The organism is Croceicoccus naphthovorans, from assembly GCF_001028705.1.
Taxonomy (GTDB): Bacteria; Pseudomonadota; Alphaproteobacteria; order Sphingomonadales; family Sphingomonadaceae; genus Croceicoccus; species Croceicoccus naphthovorans.
In genome coordinates this window covers 1,807,146-1,825,933 of record NZ_CP011770.1, presented here as the reverse complement: position 1 = coordinate 1,825,933, position 18,788 = coordinate 1,807,146, and the positions used below count along the sequence as shown (strand labels likewise).

General features: G+C 64.1%; 20 protein-coding genes and 1 riboswitch. Of the genes, 12 read left to right on the top strand and 8 right to left on the bottom strand.

Annotation, left to right across the window (positions count from 1 at the left end; all coding sequences use genetic code 11):
- Window positions 1-71 precede the first annotated feature (71 nt).
- Window positions 72-746, top strand: coding sequence for a S24 family peptidase (locus AB433_RS09300; RefSeq protein WP_047820803.1), 675 nt, complete (start codon window positions 72-74; stop codon window positions 744-746).
- A 3-nt stretch (window positions 747-749) separates the two neighbouring features.
- Here AB433_RS09300 and AB433_RS09295 read toward each other — a convergent pair whose 3' ends face one another.
- Window positions 750-1,082 (bottom strand): DUF1294 domain-containing protein, encoded by a 333-nt coding sequence (locus AB433_RS09295; protein WP_342670043.1) that lies wholly within the window; start codon window positions 1,080-1,082, stop codon window positions 750-752.
- Between the two features lie 30 nt (window positions 1,083-1,112).
- On the opposite strand from AB433_RS09295, the gene AB433_RS09290 reads away from it, so the two are divergent.
- The 7 genes from AB433_RS09290 (at window position 1,113) to AB433_RS09260 (ending at window position 5,617) form a co-directional block, all read left to right on the top strand.
- Window positions 1,113-1,784, top strand: a complete 672-nt coding sequence (locus tag AB433_RS09290; protein ID WP_047820801.1) for an MBL fold metallo-hydrolase — start codon at window positions 1,113-1,115, stop codon at window positions 1,782-1,784.
- Window positions 1,785-1,977: 193 nt separating this feature from the next.
- A complete protein-coding gene (rpmF, locus tag AB433_RS09285) occupies window positions 1,978-2,157 on the top strand; it encodes a 50S ribosomal protein L32 (RefSeq protein ID WP_047820800.1) in 180 nt (59 codons plus the stop codon).
- A 30-nt stretch (window positions 2,158-2,187) separates the two neighbouring features.
- Window positions 2,188-3,240 (top strand): phosphate acyltransferase PlsX, encoded by a 1,053-nt coding sequence (gene plsX / locus AB433_RS09280; RefSeq protein WP_047820799.1) that lies wholly within the window; start codon window positions 2,188-2,190, stop codon window positions 3,238-3,240.
- Between the two features lie 2 nt (window positions 3,241-3,242).
- Window positions 3,243-4,223 (top strand): beta-ketoacyl-ACP synthase III, encoded by a 981-nt coding sequence (locus AB433_RS09275; protein WP_047820798.1) that lies wholly within the window; start codon window positions 3,243-3,245, stop codon window positions 4,221-4,223.
- 154 nt (window positions 4,224-4,377) lie between these two features.
- A complete protein-coding gene (locus AB433_RS09270) occupies window positions 4,378-4,674 on the top strand; it encodes an integration host factor subunit alpha (RefSeq protein WP_047820797.1) in 297 nt (98 codons plus the stop codon).
- A 29-nt stretch (window positions 4,675-4,703) separates the two neighbouring features.
- Complete coding sequence (locus tag AB433_RS09265; RefSeq protein ID WP_047820796.1) at window positions 4,704-5,162, top strand: MerR family transcriptional regulator; 459 nt, start codon at window positions 4,704-4,706, stop codon at window positions 5,160-5,162.
- Between the two features lie 74 nt (window positions 5,163-5,236).
- Window positions 5,237-5,617, top strand: coding sequence for a GNAT family N-acetyltransferase (locus AB433_RS09260; RefSeq protein WP_169749328.1), 381 nt, complete (start codon window positions 5,237-5,239; stop codon window positions 5,615-5,617).
- On the opposite strand, the gene AB433_RS09255 is transcribed toward AB433_RS09260, so the two are convergent.
- From AB433_RS09255 to crtY, 7 genes are all read right to left on the bottom strand, one after another.
- Window positions 5,614-6,165, bottom strand: a complete 552-nt coding sequence (locus tag AB433_RS09255; protein ID WP_047820795.1) for a SixA phosphatase family protein — start codon at window positions 6,163-6,165, stop codon at window positions 5,614-5,616. The two genes, AB433_RS09260 and AB433_RS09255, sit on opposite strands and share 4 nt — an antisense overlap.
- Window positions 6,166-6,179: 14 nt before the next feature.
- Window positions 6,180-8,939 (bottom strand): ATP-dependent DNA helicase, encoded by a 2,760-nt coding sequence (locus tag AB433_RS09250; RefSeq protein WP_047820794.1) that lies wholly within the window; start codon window positions 8,937-8,939, stop codon window positions 6,180-6,182.
- A gap of 67 nt (window positions 8,940-9,006) precedes the next feature.
- Entirely contained in the window at window positions 9,007-9,624 is a 618-nt protein-coding gene (locus AB433_RS09245) for a hypothetical protein (protein ID WP_156170765.1), read from the bottom strand.
- A gap of 107 nt (window positions 9,625-9,731) precedes the next feature.
- Entirely contained in the window at window positions 9,732-10,382 is a 651-nt protein-coding gene (locus AB433_RS09240; protein ID WP_245626627.1) for a thermonuclease family protein, read from the bottom strand.
- The gene (locus AB433_RS09235; protein ID WP_047820792.1) at window positions 10,379-11,365 is read right to left on the bottom strand and encodes a phytoene/squalene synthase family protein; all 987 of its coding nucleotides are present in this window, start codon (window positions 11,363-11,365) and stop codon (window positions 10,379-10,381) included. Before AB433_RS09235 ends, AB433_RS09240 begins: the two co-directional genes overlap by 4 nt.
- Before the next feature lie 4 nt (window positions 11,366-11,369).
- The gene (locus tag AB433_RS09230) at window positions 11,370-12,875 is read right to left on the bottom strand and encodes a phytoene desaturase (RefSeq protein WP_245626626.1); all 1,506 of its coding nucleotides are present in this window, start codon (window positions 12,873-12,875) and stop codon (window positions 11,370-11,372) included.
- Window positions 12,872-14,068, bottom strand: a complete 1,197-nt coding sequence (gene crtY / locus AB433_RS09225; protein ID WP_047820791.1) for a lycopene beta-cyclase CrtY — start codon at window positions 14,066-14,068, stop codon at window positions 12,872-12,874. Before crtY ends, AB433_RS09230 begins: the two co-directional genes overlap by 4 nt.
- Window positions 14,069-14,199: 131 nt before the next feature.
- On the opposite strand from crtY, the gene AB433_RS09220 reads away from it, so the two are divergent.
- The 4 genes from AB433_RS09220 (at window position 14,200) to thiC (ending at window position 18,592) form a co-directional block, all read left to right on the top strand.
- Window positions 14,200-15,123 (top strand): MipA/OmpV family protein, encoded by a 924-nt coding sequence (locus AB433_RS09220; protein ID WP_053059086.1) that lies wholly within the window; start codon window positions 14,200-14,202, stop codon window positions 15,121-15,123.
- Window positions 15,124-15,226: 103 nt separating this feature from the next.
- Window positions 15,227-16,018: a class I SAM-dependent methyltransferase gene (locus tag AB433_RS09215; RefSeq protein ID WP_218916934.1), complete on the top strand. Its 792-nt coding sequence runs from the start codon at window positions 15,227-15,229 to the stop codon at window positions 16,016-16,018.
- Between the two features lie 65 nt (window positions 16,019-16,083).
- A riboswitch (TPP riboswitch) is annotated at window positions 16,084-16,227 on the top strand.
- Window positions 16,228-16,300: 73 nt separating this feature from the next.
- A complete protein-coding gene (locus tag AB433_RS09210; RefSeq protein ID WP_047823731.1) occupies window positions 16,301-16,699 on the top strand; it encodes a hypothetical protein in 399 nt (132 codons plus the stop codon).
- Window positions 16,700-16,723: 24 nt separating this feature from the next.
- Window positions 16,724-18,592, top strand: coding sequence for a phosphomethylpyrimidine synthase ThiC (thiC, locus tag AB433_RS09205; RefSeq protein WP_047820789.1), 1,869 nt, complete (start codon window positions 16,724-16,726; stop codon window positions 18,590-18,592).
- The last annotated feature ends 196 nt before the right edge of the window (window positions 18,593-18,788 follow it).

Sequence of the window (18,788 nt, the reverse complement as noted above, 5' to 3'; positions counted from 1 at the left end):
TAGGAATAATCCTGTGGTGACGCTCGAAATCCTACTTGTCTAGGAAAAATACATCGTCTAGGAAGCGGCCTATGGTTAACGATCCTGCACGCATCAAACTCGTCGAACTGGCAGAGGGGCGGAATGCCTCGCTTTCTGCGCTGTCGAAGCTGATCGGACGAAATCCGACTTACCTTCAACAATTTATCCGTAAAGGTAGCCCGCGAAAGCTGGAGGAGAACGACCGGCGCACGCTGGCCCGGTTCTTTGGCGTGGACGAATCGGAGCTGGGCGCGCCGGACGATTCGGAAAAATCCTACGCGCGGGTTTCAGGGGGGCAGCGCCGGGGTAACTGGATCGGCATCCCGCGCCTTGCACTGGGGGCTTCGGCGGGGCCGGGCGCGCTGGCGGATGATGACCGTCCGGTGGGCCATCTGGGATTTTCGGAAGGCTGGTTGCGCGAAATGGGACTGACCCCGAATGCGCTGACCGCGCTGTCGGTCGCGGGCGATTCGATGGACCCGACGCTGTCCGATGGTGACGAAATCCTCGTCGCTCGCGCCGATGCCCAGCCGGGCGGACGCTTGCGCGACGGCATTCACGTGATCCGCCGGGACGGGACGCTGCTGGTCAAACGCCTGCTGTTCGAGCGCGAGGGACGGGTCTCGGTGATTTCGGACAACAAGGCCTATCCGTCCGACGCGGATGTCTCTCTGGACGAGGTGGAGGTGCTGGGGCGCGTTGTCTGGAAGGGTGGGCGGATTTAGCCGTCAGATAACGAAGAAACCGATGATCGCGCCGATTTGCAGCGTCGCAATGATTTGCAGATAGGTTGAAAACGGTTCTTTGCGCGTCTTGTGGCGAAAGACCTTGCGACCGGCAAAGGCACCGGCTGTTCCGCCAAGAAGGGCAAGCATCAACAGGTCTGCCTCGGGAATACGGCGAGCGCCATCGATGGCGAAAAGCTTATCCCTGCGAAACTGCAGAAACGTCCAGAGATTTAGGAGCGCCAACACAGGCAGGATCCAAGCAAGCATAACGCTCCCATAGGTGCGATTTGCTAAGGCCTCGTAAACCCTCCTCAGCTCGCCCCCCGCTTGCATTCCCCCGCCGCCCCCGCCACATCCTGCGGCATGACCAATCCCACTACAGAACCCCCGATGCGCGCCGCCATCGTGCCCGTCACGCCGCTTCAGCAGAACTGCTCTTTGATCTGGTGCACCAAGACGATGAAGGGCGCAGTGATCGATCCGGGCGGCGACCTGCCGCGCATCAAGGATGCCGTGGCCAAGGCGGGGATCGCGCTGGAAAAGGTGCTTGTCACCCACGGCCATCTTGACCACTGCGGCAACGCGGGCGTCTTTGCCAAGGAAATGGGCGTGCCGATCGAGGGGCCGGAAGAGGCTGACCGCTTCTGGATCGCGCGGCTGGATGACGATGGCGGACGCTGGGGGATGGAGGCGCATACGTTCGAGCCGGACCGCTGGCTGAAGCATGGCGATACCGTCACCGTCGGGGACCTCACGCTGGATGTCGTGCATTGCCCCGGCCACACGCCGGGTCATGTCGTGTTCTATCACGCGCCGTCGCAGTTCGCGGTGGTGGGCGACGTCCTGTTCAAGGGTTCGATCGGCCGCACCGATTTTCCCATGAGCAACCATCAGGACCTGATCGATTCGATCACGCAGCGCCTCTGGCCGCTGGGCGACGACGTGACCTTTATTCCGGGCCACGGGCCGATCAGCACGTTCGGGGCAGAGCGGCAGACCAACCCCTTTGTCGCGGATATGGCCCTGAAGCAGTAGGAAGCTGTAGGTTCTCCCCGGCCGGACCATTGCCCTAACCCTTGCGTTGTCGCGAAAACCGGGTATAGGGCGCGCCTTCGCCGCATCCTGTGATCGGACACGCGGTGCAGTCCCTTTGCGGGGTTGTGCCGGGCCGGAGGCTGGACTAGGGCGGCACGCAAACATCGTCGGTTATTATTGAGCAGGTGCCGAAATGGCTGTTCCGAAGAGAAAAGTATCGCCGCATCGTCGCGGCAACCGCCGCGCACACGACGCGCTGAAGGTAGAGGCGTTCCACGAATGCCCGAATTGCGGAGAGCTGAAGCGCCCGCACAACCTTTGCGACGCCTGCGGCCATTACAACGGGCGCGAGATCGTTTCCGTCGGGCTCTGATAGCCCGCTGACCCTAAGAGGACGCCTGTCATGAGCTTGCCGCGTATCGCCATCGACGCGATGGGCGGCGACCATGGCGTGCGCGTCATGATCGAGGGGGCGGCGCTGGCACGGCGTCGTCACGATCGTTTCAAGTTCCTGCTGGTCGGCGATGAAGAGCAGATCAAGCAGGCGCTCGACAATCATCCCAACATGCGCGGCGCGTCGGAGATTCTACACGCGCCCGAAACCGTTTCGGGTGATGAAAAGCCGACGCAGGCCCTGCGCCGCGCGCGCAAGACCAGCATGGGCCTTGCGATAGACGCGGTGAAAAAGGGTGAGGCCGGGGCCGCCGTTTCGGGCGGCAACACCGGCGCTCTGATGGCGATGGCCAAGCTGTCGCTGCGCACGATGCCGGGGATCGACCGGCCCGCGCTGGCCGCGCTGATGCCCACGCTGGGCGAAACCGACATGGTCATGCTCGATCTTGGCGCGAACACCGATTGCGATGCGCGCAACCTGGTGCAGTTCGCGATCATGGGCGCGGCCTATTCGCGTATCGCCACCGGGCTTGCCGCACCGCGCGTCGCGCTGCTCAATATCGGTACCGAAGAGATCAAGGGTACAGAGGCCCTGCGCGAGGCATCGGAACAGCTGCGGCAGGCCGATCGCAAGCTGGCGTTCTCTTTCGGCGGCTTTATCGAGGCGGACAAGATCAATCGCGGCGCGGTCGACGTTGTCGTGACCGACGGGTTCTCGGGCAACATCGCGCTGAAGGCCGTGGAAGGCGCGGCGCGATTCGTGACGGATTTGCTGAAAAGCGCGTTCCAGTCCTCGATCCGATCGAAGGTGGGCTTTCTGGTCAGCCGTCCGGCAACCGAATTGTTGAAGCACCACCTCGACCCCAACAACCATAACGGCGCGGTCTTTCTGGGCCTGAACGGCGTCGTCGTGAAAAGCCACGGCAGCGCCAATGCCAAGGGCGTGGCCAATGCCGTTGCGGTTACCGCGCGGATGCTGGAGGAAGACCTGACCGACCGTATCACCGCCGACCTTGCACGCGGCACTGGCGAAGGCCCCGGCGCATCGGGACAGGCGGCGTGAGCATGATCAAGCGCGCAGCAGTCATCGGCAGCGGATCGGCCCTGCCGGCCAAGGCGGTTTCGAACGCGGAACTGGCGAAGCAGATCGATACAAGCGACGAATGGATCGTCGAACGGACCGGCATCAAGAACCGCTATATCGCGGGCGAGGGTGAGACGACCGGCACGCTGGCGACCGAAGCAGGACGCAAGGCGATCGAAGCGGCTGGCCTGACGCCGGATCAGATCGATGTGATCGTGTTGGCCACGGCCACGCCGGACCAGACCTTCCCCTCCACCGCCAGCAGCGTGCAACAGGCACTGGGCTGCAAGTCCGCCTTCGCGTTCGACGTGGCGGCGGTCTGTTCGGGCTTTCTTTATGCGCTGGGCACCGCCGATTCGTTGCTGCACCGGGGCATGGGCAAACGCGCGCTGGTGATCGGGGCGGAAACCTTCAGCCGTATTCTCGACTGGGAAGATCGCGGAACCTGCGTGCTGTTCGGCGACGGCGCGGGCGCGATGGTGCTGGAACTGCGCGAATATGCCGAGGATGAGGCCGCGACGGCCCCCGGCCTGATCGCGACCAAGCTCCACACCGATGGTGAGCATAACGGCTTGCTCTATGTCGATGGTGGGCCGTCGACGACGCAGACCGTGGGCAAGTTGCGGATGGCCGGGCGCGAGGTTTTCCGCCACGCCGTCGTCAATCTTGCTAATGTGCTGACCGAAGTGCTGGCCGAAACCGGTCATGCCGCGTCGGACATCGATTGGGTCGTGCCGCATCAGGCGAATGCCCGCATTCTCGATGCCACGGCCAAGAAACTGGGCCTGCCGGCAGAGCGCATGGTGAAGACCGTTGACCAGCATGCCAACACCTCTGCCGCGTCGGTGCCGCTGGCCTATGACGTCGCGGTAAAGGACGGGCGAATCCAGCCCGGCGATCTGGTCATGCTGGAGGCGATGGGCGGCGGATTCACCTGGGGTGCCAGCCTTTTGCGCGTGTGACCTGTCGCAATATTCACCCAATTTGCCCGAAATCGGCACGAAACCCTTAGAATGCATCAAAATTTCGCCATTTCGATTTGGCGGTTCGGCGATGCTGTGGAATAAGAGTTCCCAAGCGGTCGCAGCAAACGGGGGCAAGACGGGGAATTTATCGATGCGTTCTGTCGGAACACTGACGCGGGCCGATCTGGCCGATATCGTTCATCACAAGGTCGGTCTCAGCCGCGCCGATTCGTTGACCATGGTCGAATCGATTCTGCGCCTGATGTGCGATGCGATGGGCAAGGGTGAGAACGTGAAAATTTCGGGATTTGGCACGTTCCTTCTGCGCGACAAGGGCGAACGGATCGGTCGCAATCCCAAGACCGGGGTCGAGGTGCCGATCACGCCGCGCCGGGTGATGACCTTCCGCGCCAGCCAGATGATGAAGGAGCGGGTGAGCGGCCTGTAACGGGCCGTCGCAAGCCGCACTTAACCGTTATGCAGGACACGCTTTTCGAGGACGGCAAGGATCCGCAGGCCTTCCGCACGATCGGAGAGGTCTCGTCCGCGCTCGACATAAAACCGCACGTCCTGCGCTATTGGGAAGAGCAGTTTCCGATGCTGCGCCCGGTAAAGCGCAGCGGCGGGCGGCGCTATTACCGGCCCGGGGATATCGACCTGTTGCAGACGATAGACCGGCTTTTGAACGAGGAAGGCTACACCATTCGCGGCGCGATAAAGGCGATCGAGGATGGCGCGGCCAAGCCAGCCGAACCTGCTCCGCCGCCGGGGCCGTCGCCCGAAATGGTGGCGCGCCTGCGCGGCGCGATGGAAACGCTAAAGGCCAGCGGCGTCGACGGATCGCGCGAACCACCCAAGCCGGAGCGGAAGGACGTACTGCTCCACGCGCGCCTGCGGGCATTGCGCGAAAAGCTGGCGAGTGCGTTGATCGAGTGAGTGATGCAAGCGTTGTCGTGCTTGGAAGGATGTTACCTGCCGACGATCTTCCCATCCAGTCCAGCGGAACTGTATTGTCCGTTTTTACCGCAGATGACGCCGCCAACGCGCACGTCTTGATGGCCCGCGCCTATGCCGATGGTGGCGGATCGGTGGGACCGTTCGATGCATGGTGGTCGGCGCTCAGCAGCGATGCGGAGTACGACCCCAAGGCCATGTTCGCGATCCGGGAAGGCGGTCGGCTGGTCGGTTTCGTCCATTGCTGGTCGAGCGGGTTCATAAAAGATCTTGTCGTTGCGCCCGAACATCAAAGGCAAGGGCTGGGCCGCGCCCTGGTGCTTCGCGTCTTCGAATACTTCACAGCGGCTGGTAGAGAGCAGGTCCGCTTGAAGGTGTTGCGCGACAACGACAAGGCTATCGCGTTCTACCGCTCTCTGGGTATGCGCAACGTCTAGTTCGCCATCTCCGGCCCCAAGGTCGGGTCCAGATCGCGCGGGCGGGTCAGCGTGATCAGTTTCGCCTTGGCATCGGAAACATCGGCCCAGTTGTCGATATCCAGTTCCAGCAGGGCGAAGGCCCCGGTCGGGTACTTGGTCGCCACGATATCGCGCAGGGCGCAACTGCCATCATTGGGCACGTGGTCCAGCACGAAGTCCTCCAGCCCCGGATTATGCGCGACCAGCAGAATCGAATCCGCATCGCCGCCCATCTTCTCAAGCACGTCCTCAATCGAATCGTGGGTGGCCAGATAGAGGCTGCGCGTCTCGGTCCTGTCCACCGGCGCGGCGCGGCCCATGGCGTCCAGCGCGATGTTCAGCGTTTCCTGCACGCGCACCGCGGGGCTGGCCAGAATCTTGTCGAAGGCGTCGATCTTCTTGCCGATATAGCGGCCCATCGTCTCTGCCGCGCGGCGGCCCTTGGGGCTTAGTCCGCGGTCGAAATCATGGCCGGTGGGCCGGTCTTCTTCCGACTTCGCGTGACGCAGGAGTCCCAAGCGTTTCAAACGTCTCTATCCCTTTAAATCTCTTGTTCGGTTGCAGCCGCTTTGCCCAAGGAAACACCCGGCTGCAAGATTTGTAAAGCGTCGTCGAGTGTCGTGCGTGTGACAGGCGTGCCCGGCGGGAACGCTGAAAGCAGCCGCGACGGGAAGGCGGCAGAGAGCACGACAAAAGCCCCGGTATCGTCGCGTGACCGGATCAGCCGCCCGAACGCCTGCGCCAATCGCGCCCGGACGATGGCATCGTCGTGGGCCTGCCGTTCCTCTCTCCCGCCGCCCGATGCCGCGCGGCGTGCGCGGTGCAGGATCGACGGTTTGGGCCACGGCACCTGCTCCATGATGACTAGCCGAAGCGAATCCCCCGGCACGTCGACTCCGTCACGCAGGGCATCGGTGCCCAGCAGGCTGGCGCGGGGGTCGTCGCGGAAGATGTCGACCAGCGTGCCGGTATCGATCGGGTCGACGTGCTGCGCGAACAGCGGCAGCCCATTGCGGGCCAGCCGGTCGGCGATGCGGGCGTGCACGGCGCGCAATCGGCGGATCGCAGTGAACAGGCCCAGCACGCCGCCCTTGCTCGCCTCTATCAACCGGCCATAGGCGGCGGCTAGGCCCGCGATGTCGCCCTTTTTCACGTCGGTGACGATGATGACCTGCGCCTGGCGGGCATAGTCGAACGGGCTCTCCGCCTCGGTCATGCGCGGGTTCAGGCCCAGCGCCGCCGCGCCGGATCGCCGCACGGCGCGGTCCCAGTCGTGCCCGTCGGGCGTTCGGTCGCAGAGCGTGGCGCTGGTCTGCAACACGCCGTGCGCGGGTTCGAGGACGGTCGCGGCAAAGGGGCGCATCGGATCGAGCCAGCGGCGGTGGATGGCGATATCGAATTCGCGCGCTTCGGCTCGGTCGACTGCCAGCCAGTCGACGAAATCGGGATCGGCTGGCCCGCCGAGCCGCGCCAGCAACGCTTCCCAAGCGGTCAATGTGTCGATCCGCCAGCTAAGCGAATGGCGCGCGCCCTCGATCCGCTGACGCCCTTGCGGGTCCAGCCAGTCCGGCGGGTCGGTCAGGATCGCCTCCAGCCGCGCGGCCAGCTTCATCAGCGGCTGGCGCAGGCTGGCCAGCGCATCGCGGGCCTGTGTCGCGGCGTCGAGGAACGCTCCGTCGAGGTCGACTGCCTCGGTCTCCAGCCCATAGCCCGCCTCGCTGCCAGCCTCATCGCGCGCGTGGGTCAGGCGGCGGACGGCGGCGAACAGGCTTTCGAACGGGCCCCACGGCTGGCTCTCGGCAATACGGGCCAGCCAACCGTCAGAGGGCAGGGCGCTGGCCGCTTCGCGCGCGGCGGCGATGGCGCGTTCGCCGTCTTCGTCATAGCTGGCGACGTCGGCTAGGCGCGCGGCAAGGCCCCGGCGGCGGCCTTTCGACTTGCCCTCCGGTCCGATGACCCAGCGGCGCATTTCGATTGCCTCGCTGCCCGACAGGGCGACGGCGAAGGTTGAATCGGCGGCGTCGAACAGGTGGTGCCCTTCGTCAAAGATAACGCGGCTGGGGCGTTGTTGGCCCTCGCGTTCGCCACCGCGCGCGGCGTGGACCATGACCAGCGCGTGATTGGCGATGACGAGGTCGGCGTGCGCGGACTGCCGCGCGGCGCGTTCGATAAAGCATTTTCGGTAATGCGGGCAGGCGGCATAGACGCACTCGCCCCGCCGGTCGGTCAGCGCGGCAAGACCGCGGCGGCGGAACAGCGTGGGCAGCCAACCGGGCAGATCGCCGCCGACCATGTCGCCGTCCTCGCTATAGGCGGCCCAGCGCGCCACGAGTTGCGCGAAGATTCCGGCACGGTTCTGAAACCCGCCTTGCAGCGCGTCTTCCAGGTTCAGCAGGCAGAGGTAATTCTCGCGGCCTTTGCGCACGACGACTGAGGGCGTTTCGCGGTCGTCGTCCGGCCCCCATGCACGGCGGCTCTCGCGGCGAAGCTGGCGTTGCAGCGCCTTGGTATAAGTCGACACCCACACCGTGCCGCCCGCAGCGCGGGACCATAGCGAGGCAGGGGCCAGATAGCCCAGCGTCTTGCCGACGCCGGTGCCCGCTTCTGCCAGAACCACGTTGGGGCGGCCTTTTTCGGGGCGCGGGGCGAAGACATGCGCGGCATCGCGGGCATAGGCGTGCTGACCCTCTCGCCGTTCGGCATCCGCGCCGGTCAGCGCGTCGAGCTGCGTGCCCACCGCATCGGGTTCCAGCACGACATGCGCCGGCTGCGGGCGGGGCGGCTTTTCCTCCCACTCTGGCAATCGGGCGAAGAGCCAACGCTCGGCGCGTTCGGGCCGCGCGACATGCGGGGCGAGCAGGCCCGACCACGGCCATTTCAACCGCGCCAGCGCCTGCAACACGCCATGCGCGCCCTCGCGCTCGGCCCAGTCCGCCGCCTCGCAATGTTCGAACAGGCGCGCGGCGGCGCGGGCCAGCAGGCCGGGGACTTCGCCTTCGTGTTCGGGCAGGGGCAGGTTAAGCGCCTCTGCCAGCCCCTTTGGCGTCGGCACCATGAACCGCGCCGGATGGACGAACGCGAACAGTTCCAGCAGGTCCAGCCCCGACAATTCGGGATAGCCAAGGCGGCTGGCGACCAGCGGCGCGTTCAGCATCAGCAGCGGGGTTTCCGCCGCCGCCATGATCGCTTCGCCCCGCGACATGCCGCGCACGTTGCCCGCCGCATCGGACAGCCAGCAGCCGGAATGGCTGGCGTGGAGCGCGGGCAGCGGAACGGGTTCGGGAAGGGGCGTTGTCGCCATGCCCTTCAGATAGGGTGTGGCGAGGTTCAGGGAAACCGCATCGGGCGGCTATTCCCCGGCGGAAAGATCAAGCGGCGAGGCCGTCGGTTTCACTGGCGACGCAGCAGTCGCAATCGGTCGTATCAAGGGTGAGCAGCGCAGTCACTTTCGCATCAATCTCGTCACCATAGTCGCTTTCCAACGCGCGGCGGACAAGGCGGGCGAGGACCGACGGCGCATCCTGCCCGGTGTTTTCGGGCGCGTGGACAAAGCCGGATACATGCATCCACTGGTGCATCAGGTGCGCCGCCATGTTCACGCGGTCGCCCGCATCCATGCACTGCGCCACGAACCAGCGGGCGGAACGAATGGGCAGGGTGCCAAGGCGCGTTCTGCCGATCACGGCATGACCGCTTTCGGGGGTTTCAAGGTCTTCGACAGAAACGGAAATATCCAGCGTATGGTCCGCCGTCTTGCCGCATTCGCGGCCGTGGACAATGCGTTCCCAGATGGCGTCGCCATCCATGTCCCGAACGCCGCCGTGCAGGCTTTGCCAGCCGGAAAACCCATAGTCGGCGTTGCGCACAGACGCGCCGAATCCCGCGCTGCTGACAGCTGTTCGCAGCAGGACCACGCTATCGCGGATGAAACGGTCCTCGGCCTCTGTCGCGCCGGTAACTTCGTGAAGGCAAACGTCTACGGTCATGTCGGGCCAACGCCTCTCAGGCAGCGGATGTTCCGCCAGCTTGAGAAAAAGGTACCACACATTACCGAACGGGCGATTAACGGCCGATTCCCGGGCCGAACGGGCGCTTAACACCAGTCGCGGCGGAAACCCTGCCAGTTTTCGGCCAGCCCTTCGGCCACCAGCACATCGCCCAGCGATTGCTGCCCGCGCATCACCCGGCGCAGTTTGCGGCCATAGCGGTCGGTCTCCTCTGCCCCGGATTCGAGGCGGAACGGTCCGGCATTGAGCAGCTCGATAAAGCGCCTCGTGGCGGCTTGGCCAAGCTCGTATTCCCGATCGCAGCGCGGGGTCGACGTTTCGGGGGTGTTGATGTCGAGCACCCGGTATTTCTCGCCCGCCAGCCAGAACGTATCGCCATCGACGACGCAGTCGCTGCGATTGCCACCGCCGCACAGCGCGAATGTTGCGGACAGGGTGTCTTGCGGCCCCGCCACCGGGAGTTCAGCGGCGGAAACAGCCTCGGGCTGGTCGCTGCCGAATTGCAGATTGCCATAGCGCATCGACAGGCCAAGACCGAGCAGGACGACCGAGACGAAGGTGAGGGCGATGGCCCACCAGTTGATCGGTTCCTTGCGCGACGGGGCGGAGTCTTCGAAGCGCGGGTTGCCCTTGATCTGGTTGAACAGCAGCGTGCCCTTGCGCGGCTGGCGAAACGGGATCGTCGTCCCATCCTTTTTGTGCAGCGGCACCGCCTTGAACGGCTTGCGCCACTTCACGCGGCGTAGCCTTTCTCCCGCGCACGTTCGGCAAAGCCAAGGCGGGTCAGCGGGCGGCCCTTTGCCTGCTCTGCGCAGCCTTCGGGCGGCGGTGCCATGCTGGCGCGCAGGCCGCCCGCGACATGGCCCAGCTTCTCGAACCGGCTGGTAAAGGCGCGGTGGTCCCAGCCGTGTTCGCCCGCGTCCTCCACCTTGCGCGCGATCGCGCCATAGATGCCGGTGGCCGACAGGATCGCCCAGCGCGATCGGAACGGCAACCGCGCCGCGCCGATGCGGGCGGACGCTTCGTAAGTGCGCGCCAGCAGGCACGCCTGTTGCACCATCGCCACCAGCGGTTCGCGGTAGATCGGCTTCATATGCTGGCCGGGCGGAATGTCGGCCTCCACCAGCCATTCGACCGGCAGGTAGCAGCGACCGGCGGCGTCATCTTCCCACAAGTCGCGGACGATGTTGCCCAATTGAAACGCGATGCCCAGATCGCAAGCCCTGTCCAAAGTATCACTGGCCAGCGTATCGCCATCGTCATCGGGCACGCCCATCACCTTGGCCATCATCACCCCGACCGCGCCAGCCACGTGATAGCAATATTGCAGCATGTCGTCCCGGTCGCGCGGGCGCCAGTCGGCAGCGTCCATTGCAAACCCGGCGATCACGTCGTCGCACATGGCTTGGGTTAGACCACATTCGGCGGCAACCACGCCCAGCCCATCGAAAGAGGCATCGCCGGTCGGCTGGCCCGCCAGCGCCAGTGCGGTGCGTTCGCGTATCGTCGCCAGCCGTGCCTCTGCCTCCGACTGGTCGCCCAGATCGCCGCCCATGTCCTGCGCATCGGCAAGGTCGTCCGCTGCGCGGCACCATGCATAGAGCAACCAGACCCGTTCGCGCGTCACCCGGTCGAACAACATCGAGGCGGCGGCAAAGCTTTTCGACCCGCGCGCAATCGTGCGCCGGGCATGGGCCACCAGTTGCGTCCGGTCCTGCACGCGGTCAGCCCTTGGCAAGATCGGCCAGCATCAGCCGCGCTGTCGCCCGCGCCGATCCGACCACGCCTGGAATGCCCGCGCCCGGATGGGTGCCCGCGCCGACGATGTAGAGGTTGTTGATCTCGTCATCGCGGTTGTGGGCGCGGAACCACGCGCTCTGCGTCAGGATCGGTTCGAGGCTGAAGGCACTGCCCATGTGGGCGGCAAGGTCGGTGCTGAAATCGGCCGGGGTGTAGTGGAACTTTGTCACGATCCGCGAATGGATATCGGGGATCAACCGGCGGCCCACTTCGTCCAGAACGCGCTTTTCCAGCTCTGGCCCGATCTTGTCCCAATCCACCGCCAGTTTGCCCATGTGCGCGACGGGAACAAGGGCATAGAACGTGCTCATCCCCTCTGGCGCCATCGACGGGTCGGTTACGGTGGGGTGGTGCAGATAGATCGAGAAATCCTTGGGCAGCACGCCGTTGGTATAGATATCGTCCAGCAACCCTTTGTAGCGCGGGCCGAACAGGATCATGTGGTGCGGGATGCCGGGCCATGCGCCCTCTACGCCGAAATGCACGACGAACAGGCTGGGGCTCCACCGCTTGCGCGCCAGCGACTTCGCCATCTTCGGGCCGCGGCGGCTGCCCGCCAGCAGGTCGCGATAGCTGTGCATCAAATCGGCGTTGCTGGCCACCGCGTCGAAGCGTTCGGTCCACCCGCTCTTCGTCGTGACGCCGGTTGCCTTGTTGCCCACGGTATCGATCCGCGCCACCGCATCGCCCAGCCGGACCGTGCCGCCCAGCCGTTCGAAATGGCTGACCATCGCCGCGATCAACCGGTTGGTGCCGCCCTTGGCCCACCACACGCCGCCGTCCTTCTCCAGCTTGTGGATCAGGGCGTAAACCGAACTCGTCGTCATGGGATTGCCGCCGACCAGCAACGTGTGAAACGACAGCGCCTCTCTCAGCTTCGGGTTCTCGATATATTTCGAGACAATCGAATAGACCGACCGCCACGCCTGATACTTTGCCAGTGCGGGCGCGGCCTTGATCATGGTCGAAAACTTCAGGAACGGGACATGGCCCAGCTTCAGGTAGCCTTCCTCGTACACGCCTTCGGAGTATGCCGAGAACGCCTCGTACCCCGCCAGATCCTGCGGGCTGAGGCGCGAGATTTCCTGCGCCAGTTTCAGGTGATCGTTCGAATAGTCGAAGGTTGTCCCGTCATCCCATTGCAGGCGATAGAACGGCATGACCGGCATCAGTTCGATATCGTCGGCAATGTCGTGATCGGTCAGCCGCCAAAGCTGCGCCAGGCAGTCGGGATCGGTCACGACGGTCGGCCCCGCGTCGAACGTAAAGCCGTCCTTGTGCCACACGTACGCGCGCCCGCCGGGCTTGTCGCGCGCTTCGATCACCGTGGTCTGCACGCCCGCCGATTGCAGCCTGATGGCCAGCGCAAGGCCGCCAAAGCCCGCGCCGATCACGGCGGCTTTACGGGGTGGCATCTGGGCTTCGCTCATTCCGGTCCTTCCGGCGCAAGGGGAGGGGGCGCGCCAAATCCTGCCAGCACTTTGACCGCGCGCATCAATGGCACGGGCGGCTTGCCGGCCAACACGCGCAGCTTGTCGGCATGCGTACTGCGCCCTGCGTAGAAGCGTTCGACCAGCGCTTCGTCAAGCCCGTAGAACCTTTGCAGCACCTTGTAGCGGTCCGCCGGATCGGATGCGCCGAACAACATCCGGGCGAGCAGGCGGTAAAAGTTGCCCCGCCGCCAATGCGACTCTGCATAGTCGCGCGAGAATGCGGCGAGCGCGGCACTGTCCAGCGCGGGCAGGGCGGCGACCGCGCTGGCGAATCGCACCGCATCAGGCAGCGAGTAGCTGGTCAGCGGCTGGAACAGCCCGGCGCGAACGCCCGCTCGCCCGGTTCGGTTGTCCGTCTCTTCCCAGAACGCATCGAAATCGCCATCGGTGACGACCGGCAGAACACCGCTCTCGATCCGCGCGCTGGTGGGGGCTTGCCAGCCTTGGCGTTCGGCATAGTCGTGGGCGCGGGCCAGCAAAGCCTCGTGGTCGAGGTCGGGCGTATCGCTGTAATAGGTATCCTCGACGAACACGCTGCGCGGACCGAAAGGGAGTGAATAGACAAAGCGATAGCCGTCCAACTGTGGCACCGTCGCGTCCATGACGATGGGGCGGTCCATCCCGTGCGGTTCGTCGCATTCCAGCATGACGCCGACGAATTTTTGCCAGCCGCCGGAAAAATGCCGCAACAGATCGGGGGACAACCCACGCGCGTCGATCACGCCCGTCGCCGCGATCCGGGTGCCATCCTCCAGCGTAACGCTTGTCGCATCCACCGCCGCGACCGGCTGGCCGGTGATCACTGCATCGGCGGGCAGGGCATCGCGCACCGCCGCGTCGAGGTTTTCGGACGTGATGCTGCGATAAGGCGTCGCCAAAGTCCGGGTCAACGCCGGAAAGCGCACATCATAGCCCGCGTTCCACTGCGCCGCGAACATGGGTTCGACCAGATCGCGGTCCGCATCGGCAATATCGGTGGCAAAGAACGACCAGACGTGGTTGCCGCCGATCCGCTGGCCCGCTTCTATCAGCACGACCGAAAGGTTCGGGCGACGGGCCGCCAGCGCAAGTGCGATCAGCGATCCGGCAAGCCCGCCGCCGGCAATCGCGATGTCGTAACGGCCCTGCATGGCGCACCTGCTGACACGCGCAGCGCCGTGGGGCAAGCGCCTATCCGATACCATCCCCGAACCGTGCGCAAGGAACTGGCCCGTGCCGTGGGCGTTGGAAAGGAAAGTCTCCCCCGACTAAAGGATCGCACTTGCGAAATAATGCCCTCCGCCCGATTGCCGCAGTCACCCTGATAGCCAGCGGTTTCGTCGCCGCTCCCGCCCTTGCCAACAACACCGCCGCCGCTGCCGCCGCGCCGAACCGTCTGGGCGGTATTGACCGGCTGGGCGATTTCGACACCGGCACCGCCGAGGACGTCTTCGAAGGCGATTACGTCATCGTCGCCGTCGGCGCGGGCTATGTCTCGGACTATGACGGGGGCGACGAATACAGCGTGCAATACGGCGGCGCGGTAAGGGGCTCTGTCGGCGGCATCGGTTTCGCTACCAAGGGCATCGGTCTGGAACTGGACCTGATCCCGAACCTGCCGGGCGACATCGAGCTCTCGCTCGGCCCCGAATTCCGCTATCGCCAGACGCGTACCGGCGACCTGAAGGACGATGTGGTCGACCTGCTGCCAAAGCTGGACAAGACCTTCGAGGTCGGCATCGACGCGGGCATTTCGTTCAAGAAGCTGTTCACCCCGATGGATTCGCTGGCCTTCGGCGCCAGCAAGCGTTGGGACGTTTCGGGCAACGGCGCGGGCAGCAACCACAACGTCTCGGTCTCGTACTCGACCGCGCTGTCGAAGGGTATGGGCGCAGGCGTTTCGCTGGGCGCAAGCTGGTACGACGACGATTACGCCGACTATTACTATACGATCACGCCAGAGGGCAGCGCGGCGACCGGCGGGCAGCTTCCCACCTATAACGCGAAAAGCGGGATGAAGGACTGGGACGCGCGGATATTTTACGGCCTCGACCTCGACGGAGACTTCCGCAACGGCGGCCTCGCGCTAGCCGCGGCGCTCAGCTACCAGCGCCTGCAGGGCAGCGCGGCGGAAACGCCGATCGTGTCGATGCGCGGGGATCGGAACCAGTATGCGGCGCTGCTGGGCGTGGGGTATGCGTTTTGAAGGCTTAGTTCACCGCCACTTCGCTCGGATGTCGCAATTAGGGTGGTATTCGCATCCGTGGTAAGGTCCCCACGCTTGATACGGGGGACTTTCGATGCCTGGTTTGGAGACCCGTTTTTCAGGCACCGTTCCCGAAAATTACGACAGCGGGTTGGGGCCTTTCATCTTTGAGCGCTTTGCGGAAGAGATGGCTCGGCGAGCCTCGGATCTTCATCCATCGAGTGTTCTGGAGACGGCCGCTGGCACAGGAATCGTCACCCGGCGTTTGCGTGATCGTATCCCGCCGCAATGCGCCCTGATCGCCACCGATCTCAATTGCCCGATGCTCGACTTTGCTGCCCTGAAATTCGATGAGGACGAGAGCGTTGGGATAGAGGCGGCGGATGCTTGCAGACTTCCCTTTGACGATGGCGCTTTCGATGTGGTGATCTGCCAGTTTGGTGTCATGTTTTTCCCGGATCGCGGGGCAAGCTATGCAGAGGCGCTGCGCGTTCTGAAGCCGGGTGGGACATATCTGTTCAGCGTCTGGGGATCATGGAACGACAACCCATTTGGCCGGATAGCCTATTCGGTGGGGGCGGAGTTTTGCCCGAACGATCCGCCAGCTTTCTATAAGATTCCTTTCAGCTACCACGATGCCGGCAGGATCCGATCAGATCTGAAGGATGCGGGATTCGATGAACCGACAATCGATACTCTAACCCATCGCAAGGCATTGGATGATCCTGCCTTGTTTGCGCGGGGCATCGTTTACGGCAACCCGCTTGGCGAGGAATTGGTCGAACGCGGCATTGACCCTGATGTGGTCTGCAACCGGATGGCGGAGGCATTGCGGGCGCAACTTGGGGAATCGATGCCGGTTAAAGCAATGCTTATCGCGGCGACAAAGCCATGAACTATGATATGCCCCGCAGTATCGCACAGGCGCTTTACGCAGCGCCTTTCACCCTCTAAACATCGTCACGTACCCCGGGGAGCGAGCTTCCCCACTTCGATGTTTCGAAAGTGGGCGAAAAAATTCGCTGAGAGGGATGGGTAGCGCCATCCGACCCGTTGAACCTGAACCCGGTAATACGGGCGGAGGGAAGGGAGCCCGAGCCGCAAGACATCCGGGCGCTTACCCCCTCAAGCCCCGGTTGCCATGGCCCGGACGCAGTTGAAAAAGGAGGGGATTATCGTGCCTGTTATCGATGCAACCGCCTGGACAGCGACGCTGCTGGGCCTGTTCGCCACATTCGCCGCCATCGGTGCCCTGCGCAAACCGGGTATCTGGCAAACCCTTGTCAAAGAGGTTGAGGACAGCCCCGCGCTGCAGATGATCTCTGGCGTGGCCGAACTTGCGGCTGGCGCGGCGATCTACCTCGTCAATCCGTGGATTCCCGCCGACATCCTGTCGTGCGTGATGAAGACGATCGGCGGGCTTATGATGGCCGAGGCGCTTGTCGTCGTCGGCTTTTCCGACATCTATTTCCATTTCTGGCTGAAAAACCTGTCCTTCATGCACAAGGGCTGGGCGATCGCCAGTCTTGCCATCGGCGCGGCATTGACCGTGGCCGGGGCGTTTCATTTCACCTGAGCGTACAGAAAGGCTCCCCCCTCAATGGCCGACATCAACAGCAAGCTCGAAATCGGCGTAACGACCGGTCCGATCCGTGGTTCGAAGAAGGTCCACGTCGGCAACCGCCGCGTCGCTATGCGCGAAATCAGCCTGGAACCGTCAAGCGGGGAGCCGCCGGTGCGCGTGTACGACACCAGCGGGCCGTACACCGACCCCAATGCCACCATCGACATTCAGGCGGGCCTGCCTTCGCTGCGCCGCGAATGGATCATGGGCCGCGGCGATGTCGAGGAATACGACGCGCGGCTTGTGAAGCCGGAAGACAACGGCCAGCTCGGCCCCGACCGCAGCGGCGGCGTGCCCGCGTTCCCCAACGTCGTCCAGCGGCCCCTGCGCGCCAAGGCGGGCCAGAACGTCAGCCAGATGCACTATGCCCGCCGCGGCATCATCACGCCCGAAATGGAATACGTGGCAGAGCGTGAGAACCTTGGCCGCGAATTCGTGCGGCGCGAGATAGAGGGCAATTCGTGGGGTGCCGCCATCCCCGAATACGTCACCCCGGAATTCGTGCGGGACGAAGTGGCGCGCGGCCGGGCGATCATCCCGTCCAACATCAACCACCCGGAAAGCGAACCGATGGCCATCGGTCGCAACTTCCTCGTCAAGATCAATGCCAACATCGGCAATTCCGCCGTGGCGTCCGACGTGGCGGCAGAGGTCGACAAGATGGTCTGGTCGATCCGCTGGGGCGCGGACACGGTGATGGACCTGTCCACGGGCCGCAACATCCACGACACGCGCGAATGGATCATCCGCAACAGCCCCGTGCCCATCGGCACCGTTCCCATCTATCAGGCGCTGGAAAAGGTCGGCGGCATTGCCGAGGAACTGACGTGGGAGATTTTCCGCGACACGCTGATCGAACAGGCCGAACAAGGCGTCGATTACTTCACCATCCACGCCGGCGTGCGCCTGCCCTATGTGCCGCTGGCGGCCAAGCGGATGACCGGGATCGTCAGCCGCGGCGGATCGATCATGGCGAAGTGGTGCCTTGCCCACCACAAGGAATCGTTCCTGTATGAACGGTTCGACGACATTACAGAGATCATGAAGGCCTATGACATCGCCTATTCGCTGGGCGACGGTCTGCGCCCCGGCTCTATCTATGACGCGAATGACGAGGCGCAGTTCGCAGAACTCTACACGCTGGGAGAGCTGACCAAGCGCGCGTGGGAGCAGGACGTTCAGGTCATGATCGAAGGCCCCGGCCACGTGCCGATGCACAAGATCAAGGAGAACATGGACAAGCAGCTGGAAGCCTGCGGCGAGGCTCCGTTCTACACCCTCGGCCCCCTCGTCACCGACATCGCGCCGGGGTACGACCATATCACCAGCGGCATCGGCGCGGCGCAGATCGGCTGGTACGGCACGGCGATGCTTTGCTACGTCACGCCCAAGGAACACCTTGGCTTGCCCGACCGTGACGACGTGAAGGTCGGCGTGGTGACCTACAAGCTGGCCGCCCACGCGGCGGACCTGGCCAAGGGCCACCCGGCGGCACAGGTGCGCGACGATGCGCTGTCAAAAGCCCGCTTCGAATTCCGCTGGCGCGACCAGTTCAACCTGTCGCTCGATCCCGACACGGCGGAACAGTACCACGACCAGACCCTCCCGGCAGAGGGCGCAAAAACCGCGCACTTCTGCTCCATGTGCGGGCCGAAGTTCTGCTCGATGAAGATTTCGCAGGAGGTGCGGGAATTCGCGGCGAAGCAGAACCAGCCGTCGGACCGGTTCCTTGCCGCCGATGCCTCAGCCGAGGATGCGGAGAAGGGCATGGCGGAGATGAGCAAGGTGTTTAAGGAAACCGGCTCGGAGCTTTACATGGGTGCCGGGGATCGGGAGCACGATTGAGGGGGACGAGTTTGTAATAAGAAGTGCTGCGGTAATTGTATTTTCATTTCAACCGCCTAATGTCGATGCATAGCATAGATTACGCATAGGCAATAGGTGGTCGCAGTTCCATGAGTTCAATCGTACCCAATAATCCAGTTGCGTTGCCTGCAGTCGGCCAGTTTAGCGGGCCGATGTTAGATGCTCTTACTTCTGC